Annotated in this window: 5 protein-coding genes and 1 pseudogene; all 6 read right to left on the bottom strand. The window is 66.4% G+C overall.

What is annotated here, in order from left to right; translation table 11 throughout:
* Positions 1-412 precede the first annotated feature (412 nt).
* A pseudogene (locus tag VGH68_RS21655) lies at positions 413-1,789 on the bottom strand (formimidoylglutamate deiminase).
* A 10-nt stretch (positions 1,790-1,799) separates the two neighbouring features.
* Positions 1,800-3,023 (bottom strand): imidazolonepropionase, encoded by a 1,224-nt coding sequence (gene hutI, locus VGH68_RS21650; RefSeq protein WP_331605754.1) that lies wholly within the window; start codon positions 3,021-3,023, stop codon positions 1,800-1,802.
* A gap of 130 nt (positions 3,024-3,153) precedes the next feature.
* Positions 3,154-3,837 carry a HutD family protein gene (locus tag VGH68_RS21645; RefSeq protein ID WP_331605755.1) on the bottom strand — a complete coding sequence of 228 codons (684 nt, stop codon included), beginning with the start codon at positions 3,835-3,837 and terminating at the stop codon, positions 3,154-3,156.
* Positions 3,837-5,525 (bottom strand): urocanate hydratase, encoded by a 1,689-nt coding sequence (gene hutU / locus VGH68_RS21640; RefSeq protein ID WP_331605753.1) that lies wholly within the window; start codon positions 5,523-5,525, stop codon positions 3,837-3,839. Before hutU ends, VGH68_RS21645 begins: the two co-directional genes overlap by 1 nt.
* Positions 5,526-5,587: 62 nt before the next feature.
* Positions 5,588-6,283 carry a histidine utilization repressor gene (hutC, locus tag VGH68_RS21635; RefSeq protein WP_331605752.1) on the bottom strand — a complete coding sequence of 232 codons (696 nt, stop codon included), beginning with the start codon at positions 6,281-6,283 and terminating at the stop codon, positions 5,588-5,590.
* A 21-nt stretch (positions 6,284-6,304) separates the two neighbouring features.
* A partial coding sequence (locus VGH68_RS21630; protein ID WP_331605751.1) for an aromatic amino acid lyase occupies positions 6,305-7,035 on the bottom strand: 731 nt, incomplete at its 5' end.

Here is a 7,035-nt window from a genome sequence, read left to right as displayed (position 1 = left end):
ATCCGCTAAGCGCATCCGCGCGACGCGAGGCCAGGTGAAGTGCCGATTGATGTGTCGAACGACGTGGTGCGTGACGAACTGTGCGCCGGCCAGCACGATCGCGGCCACGATCACGATCTCGCGCTCGTGCGGATACACGCGGCGCGCGGTGATTCAAGTAAAGCGAGAAACAGATAGCGCAGGAGTGGTTGCCAGCGCGATTCAACGCGCTGCTTTCATCGCGACCGGCAGCTTACCGTCGCTATCCGAATGCCTGCGCAGGTCACACGCATCAGTTCGCGTGACTCAGGCCGCGTTGACGCGCGCGAGCGCGGCGCTCACGAGCGCTTCGAGCAGCGATTCGATGTTCGCCGCGAGGGCTTCGCCGTACGCGTAGGGCATGTGCTCTTCCCTATACGTTCGTGCTAACGCGTCATCTCAGCAGTTCCGCGAGCGCCGCGCGATAACCCGGATAGGCGCGCTCTTCGTCGCGATGCCTGCGATTGTCGACGACCTTCACACCGCCTGCATAGACATCGCGAATCGGCGTCTCGCCGTGTTCGCAGAATACGACGCCCGAGAGCCACGCTTGCGGCGCATGTTCGGCGATGCTCGAATGCGCGGCGTCGAGCACCAGCCAGTCCGCGCGATGGCCCGCGCGCAACGCGCCGACCGCGCGGCCGGTGGCGCGTGCGCCGCCGTCGAGCGCCGCGTCGAACAGGCGGTCGGCAACGTGCGGAGCCGCCGCCGACGCCAGCACGTTGCGCTGCCGGCGCGTCAGTCGCTGACCGTATTCGAGCAGGCGCAACTCCGCGCGCCAGTCGACGCCGATATGGCTATCGGAGCCGACGCCAATGCGGCCGTTCGCATCGAGATAGTGCTGCGCCGGGAAAATGCCATCGCCGAGGTTGGCCTCGGTGGTCAGACACAGGCCGGCCACCGCGCCGCTTTTCGCCAACGCGAGCGTTTCGTTTGCGTCGACATGGGTCGCGTGCACGAGACACCAGCGGCCGTCCACGTCGAAGCGATCGAGCAGCCATTGCACCGGGCGCGCGCCTTCCGCTTCGACGCATGCGTCGACCTCGGCGATCTGTTCGGCGACATGGATGTGCACCGGCGCATCGGCTTGGATGCCGCCGAGCAGCGCACGTAGCGACGCCTCCGACACCGCGCGCAGCGAATGCGGCGCAACGCCGTAGCGTAGCGCCGGGTTTTCAGGCCGCTGTGCGCGCAACGTGCCGAGCAGATCGAGCAGGCCGTCCGGTGAAGCGGCGCTGATCGTCGCGCGGCGCCCGCGCGCCGAAGCCGCTGTACTGGTACAGCACCGGCAGCATCGTGATACCGATGCCGCTAGCGGACGCCGCATCGACGACACGTTGCGCGAGCTCCGCCCGATTCGCGTAGCGGTGACCGTCCTGCGCGTGATGCACGTAATGGAACTCGCACACCGACGTATAGCCTGCCTTCAGCATCTCGATGTAGAGCCACTGCGCGATGCTCGCGAGCCCCTCGGGCGTGATGCGCGCGGCGAAGCGATACATCAGATCGCGCCACGACCAGAAGTTATCGGTGGCGTTCGCGCGATACTCGGTCAGCCCCGCCATCGCGCGCTGGAACGCGTGTGAATGAAGATTGGGCATGCCGGGCATCACGGGCCCCGCCGCTTTCGGCACGCCGGCGGGTGCGTCGGCATGATCGGGTGTGACCGCGCTCAGCGCGCCGCTGGCGTCCCATTCGAGCAACACGTTGCGGCGCCAGCCATCGGGCAGGTAAGCATCAGCGGCGACAGCGATTGATTGGATTGCGTCATCTGTCAGCTTCTAGTCCGGTTCGCGCCGCGTATAGACCGTGTCGCCCGCGCGCACCACGCGGGCGCACAACGGGCGGCCAATCCAGTAAGCCAGCTCGGCGAGCGAATCCACCGACCACACCGCGAAATCCGCCGCGCGTCCGGCCTCCAGCGACCCGTGCAGGTCCGCTTTGCCGAGCGCGCGCGCCGCATGCGAGCTCACGCCTAGCAGCACCTCGGGCACGGTCATGCGAAACAGCGTGCTCGCCATATTCATCATCAACAGCAGCGACGTGGCGGGCGACGTGCCCGGGTTGCTATCGGTGGCAATCGCAATCGGCACCTGGTAGCGGCGCAGCAATTCGAGCGGCGGCAACTGTGTCTCGCGGATAAAGTAGTACGCGCCCGGCAACAACACCGCGACCGTGCCCGACTCTTTCATCGCCGCAACGCCGGCTTCGTCGAGAAATTCGAGGTGATCCGCGGACAGCGCGCGATGGCGCGCGGCGAGCGCGGTGCCGCCACCGTTCGACAACTGCTCCGCGTGCATCTTGACCGGCAGACCGAAACGCTCGGCTGCATTGAACACGCGCTCGCTCTGTTCGAGCGAAAAGCCGATGCGCTCGCAGAACACATCGACCGCATCGACGAGGCCTTCGCCAGCCAGCGCGGGCAGCATCGTGTGGCAGACCTCGTCGATATACGCATCCGCGCGGCCCGCGAATTCGGGCGGCAGCGCGTGCGCGCCGAGAAAGGTCGTATAGACGGTCACCGGATAGCGTTCGCCGAGTTGCCGCGCGACGCGCAGCATCTTGCGCTCGCTCGCGAGTTCGAGGCCGTAGCCGGATTTGATTTCGATCGCCGTCACGCCTTCGGCGAGCAGCGGTTCGAGCCGCGCGGCCGCTTGCCGCAACAGCGTGGCCTCGTCCGCCGCACGCGTCGCGCGCACGGTCGACACGATACCGCCGCCCTGCCGCGCGATCGCCTCGTAGCTCACGCCCGCGAGACGTTGCGCGAATTCGTCCGCGCGGTGGCCGCCGTACACGAGATGCGTATGGCAGTCGACGAGTCCCGGCGTCACCCATGCGCCGCACAAATCTTCGCGCGGCCACGCGGCGTACTGCGCGGGTAGATCGGACGCCGTGCCGAGCCACGCGATGCGGCCGTCTTCGACCGCGATCGCGGCATCGGCGAGCGTATCCAGAGGATCGCCCTGCGGGCACAGTCTCAGGTGATGCCAGACGGTTTGCTTCATCGCATGCTCTTTGCTGCTAGCCGGTTGCGTTGTCCGTGTCGGTTTTTAGCGGTGTTTGGTGGTGTTTCGCGCACGTGCGCCGAACCACGGCGGCGGGCGCCGGCGACGCCGGATCGGTCGCGCGGAATCGTCATCGCGTATAGCGAATGCTGATCGCGAGCACCGCGCCGTCGCCCGCGAGCGTGCATGCGAGCGCTTGGGCCGCGTCGATGCGCAGCGTGTCGCCGGTGTCGAGCTGCCGGGCCCCCACGTCGCCCGTATCGCCCGTATCGCCCGTATCGCCCGCCGTCAGCGTGACCGTGACGGCGCCGCTCGCGCAGAACAGCAGCGCGACATCACCGTCGAGCGTGCGCGGCTGCGCGCCGGCGCGCCATACGTCGACTTCGCCGCGCGCCATATCGCGCCGCACCATCAGGTTGAAATCGCGCGTCGCACCGTCGATGAGCCGTGCGTCGATGCGCGCCGCGCCGTCGAAGCGCGCGATATCGAGCGGCTGCGTCAGCGCATGCGTGTTGACGACGCGCGCGCCATCCATCTCGTCGAGCAGCATGCCCGCGCCGGATAACAGCACCAGCGTGCGATCGATGCCGTCGAATCGCGAAAACGGCCCCGCCTGTGCGACATCGGCGACGCTCACGCGCCACACGAAATCGCCGGGCGCCGCGCCCGCCTCGCACTGAGGAAACGCGGTCACTTCGCGCGTCACGCCGCCGCCGTTTTTCCATGGCGCCGCCACGAGGTCGGCACCACGAATCAGCGCGACGCCTGGCGAAACGCTCGGTGCGCCGTTGAGGTCGCTCGCAGCGGCCACGATCAACGTCCCAGCATCGGCAGATTCAGGCCTGCGTCGCGCGCGGTCTGCTGCGCGAGTTCATAGCCGGCATCCGCGTGACGCATCACGCCGGTCGCCGGATCGTTGAACAGCACACGGCCCAGGCGCGCTTTCGCGGCATCCGTGCCGTCCGCGACGATCACGACGCCCGCGTGCTGCGAGAAGCCCATGCCGACACCGCCGCCATGATGCAGCGACACCCATGAGGCCCCACCCGCGGTGTTCAGCAACGCGTTGAGCAGCGGCCAGTCGCTGACCGCGTCCGAGCCGTCCTTCATCGATTCGGTTTCGCGGTTCGGGCTTGCCACCGAACCGGTGTCGAGGTGATCGCGGCCGATCACGATCGGCGCCTTCAGTTCGCCGTTTCTAACCATCTCGTTGAACGCCTGGCCCAGCCGATAGCGATCCTTCACACCGACCCCGCAGATTCGCGCCGGCAAGCCCTGGAACGCGATGCGCTCACGTGCCATATCGAGCCAGTTGTGCAGATGCGGATCGTCCGGAATCAGTTCCTTGACCTTCGCATCGGTCTTGTAGATGTCCTCCGGGTCGCCCGACAGCGCCACCCAGCGGAACGGGCCCTTGCCTTCGCAGAACAGCGGCCGGATATACGCGGGCACGAAGCCCGGGAAATCGAACGCGTTCTCGACGCCCATTTCGAGCGCCATCTGACGAATGTTGTTGCCGTAGTCGAGCGTCGCGGCGCCGCGTTCCTGCAGCGCCAGCATCGCCTGCACCTGCCTGGCCATCGACTGCTTGGCCGGCGTGACGATGCTTTCCGGCGCGCTCTTCTGACGCTCGCGCCAGTCTTCCACCGTCCAGCCCTGCGGCAGGTAGCCGTGAATTGGATCGTGCGCGCTGGTCTGGTCGGTCACGCAGTCGGGCGTGATGCCGCGCGCGACGCACTCGGCGAACACATCGGCGGCGTTGCCCAGCAGACCGACCGACACCGGCTTGGCGGTGCGCTTCGCCTCGTCGATCATCGCGAGCGCTTCGTCGAGCGTGCTGGCTTTCTTGTCGACGTAGCGCGTCTTCAGACGCAAGTCGATCCGCGTCTCGTCGCATTCCACGGCGATCATCGAGAAGCCCGCCATCGTCGCGGCGAGCGGCTGCGCGCCGCCCATCCCGCCGAGGCCGCCCGTGAGCACCCAGCGGCCCTTCGGGTCGCCGTTGAAATGCTGGTTGGCGACCGAGAAAAAGGTTTCGTAGGTGCCCTGCACGATGCCCTGGCTGCCGATGTAGATCCAGCTGCCGGCCGTCATCTGGCCGTACATCATCAAGCCCTTGCGATCGAGTTCCTGGAAATGTTCCCAGGTCGCCCAATGCGGCACCAGGTTCGAGTTCGCGAGCAGCACGCGCGGTGCATCCGCGTGCGTGCGGAACACGCCGACCGGCTTGCCCGACTGGATCAGCAGCGTTTCGTCGTCGTTCAGGTCTTTCAGCGACGCGAGGATCTGATCGAAGCAATCCCAGTTGCGCGCGGCACGGCCAATGCCGCCGTACACGACGAGCGCGTGCGGATGTTCGGCGACTTCGGGGTCCAGATTGTTCTGGATCATCCGGTACGCGGCTTCCGCGATCCAGTTCCTGCACACCTTGTCCGCGCCGCGCGGTGCGCGGATCGTGCGGGTAGGGTCAAGACGCGGATCGATATGTTTCGGATTGTTCATGGTGTCCCTCGGGATGCTTGAAGAGATTCGATAGCGATTCAGTGAAGACGGGCAATGCGAATTCAGAAGTGCCCTGTGAAGCGATAGCGAGTGCCGGGGTGCCAAAGATTCGCAATCGACGCGACCTGCCCTTGCGACCACGTGCGCCGATGCAGCACCAGGCAGGGCTCGCGTTCGTCCATGGTCAGCAGCGCGCGCGTGCCGTCGTCCGCTGCCAGCGCTTCGATCCGGTATTCGACGCGCTGCAATGGCGCGACGCGCACGAGATACTGGTTCGGCGTCGTACTGGTGAAATCCTGCAGCGCGTATTCGGGCGCGACGCGCGGATTCACCCAGCGTTCTTCCAGTTGCACCGGCTCGTCGTTTTCGAAATGCAGCACGCGTGAATGAAACACCGGGCTGCCCGCATTCACCTGCATCTCCTCGGCGAGCGTTTCGTCGGCGATGCTCGCGCCGATGTCGAGCACCTGCGCGCGATAGCGATGACCGCGCGCGACGATTTCATCGGAGATGCTGCGGATCGCGACCAGTGTCGACTCGTACTTGGGGCGAGCGACGAAGGTGCCCGACCCCTGCACGCGGGTGAGCACCTGCTCCGAGGTCAGCTCACGCAATGCGCGGTTGACCGTCATGCGCGCGACGTTGAACTCGCGCGCCAGCTCGTTCTCGGACGGCACCTGGTCGCCTTCGGCCCACTCGCCCGCATGAATGCGCGCGAGGATGAAGTCCTTGATGCCCTGATAAGCGGGTGCGTTCATTGGCCTGATCCGCGCGGCTGCTTAGTGTTCCGACACGAACGAGAACGGGCTCAGCTTCGCGATCGTGCCGTCCTGCACGAGCTTCGTGACCGCGGCGATGTCCGGCGCGAAGTAGTGATCGATCTCGTAGTGCGCCACGTCGTTGCGCACCGTGTCCATCACTTTTTGCAGGCTCGGGCTGGTCTTGTGCGGCGCGCGCAGATCGACGCCCTGCGCGGCGGCGAGCAACTCGATTGACAGAATGTTGGCGGTGTTCTCCGCGATGTCGCCAAGCTTGCGCGCGGCAAAGGTCGCCATCGACACATGGTCCTCCTGGTTCGCCGACGTCGGCAGCGAATCGACCGAAGCCGGATGCGCGAGCGTCTTGTTTTCCGAGGCGAGCGCGGCGGCCGTTACGTGCGCGATCATGAAGCCGGAGTTCACGCCGCCATCCCTGACGAGGAAAGGCGGCAGGCCCGACAGCGTCGCGTCGATCAGGAGCGCAATGCGGCGCTCGGCCAGCGCGCCGATTTCAGCGGCGGCCAGTGCGAGGTTGTCCGCCGCAAACGCAACCGGCTCGGCGTGGAAGTTGCCACCCGACAGCACTTGGCCCGTGTCCGGGAAAATCAGCGGATTGTCGGAAACGGCGTTCGCTTCGATCAGCAGCACGTCGGCCGAGTGACGCATCTGGTCCAGACACGCGCCCATCACCTGCGGCTGGCAGCGAAGGCTGTACGGGTCTTGCACCTTGCCGCAATCGCGGTGCGACAGAT

The sequence above is a fragment of the Paraburkholderia sp. genome, from assembly GCF_036488505.1.
Taxonomy (GTDB): domain Bacteria; phylum Pseudomonadota; class Gammaproteobacteria; order Burkholderiales; family Burkholderiaceae; genus Paraburkholderia.
This window is presented reverse-complemented; position numbering and strand designations above follow the sequence as displayed.

What these genes read in the sequence shown, in the direction of transcription:
- hutI (WP_331605754.1), bottom strand. Translation starts at nt 3,023, where the DNA reads ATGAAGCAAACCGTCTGGCATCACCTGAGACTGTGCCCGCAGGGCGAT.
- hutU (WP_331605753.1), bottom strand. Translation starts at nt 5,525, where the DNA reads ATGAACAATCCGAAACATATCGATCCGCGTCTTGACCCTACCCGCACG.
- hutC (WP_331605752.1), bottom strand. Translation starts at nt 6,283, where the DNA reads ATGAACGCACCCGCTTATCAGGGCATCAAGGACTTCATCCTCGCGCGC.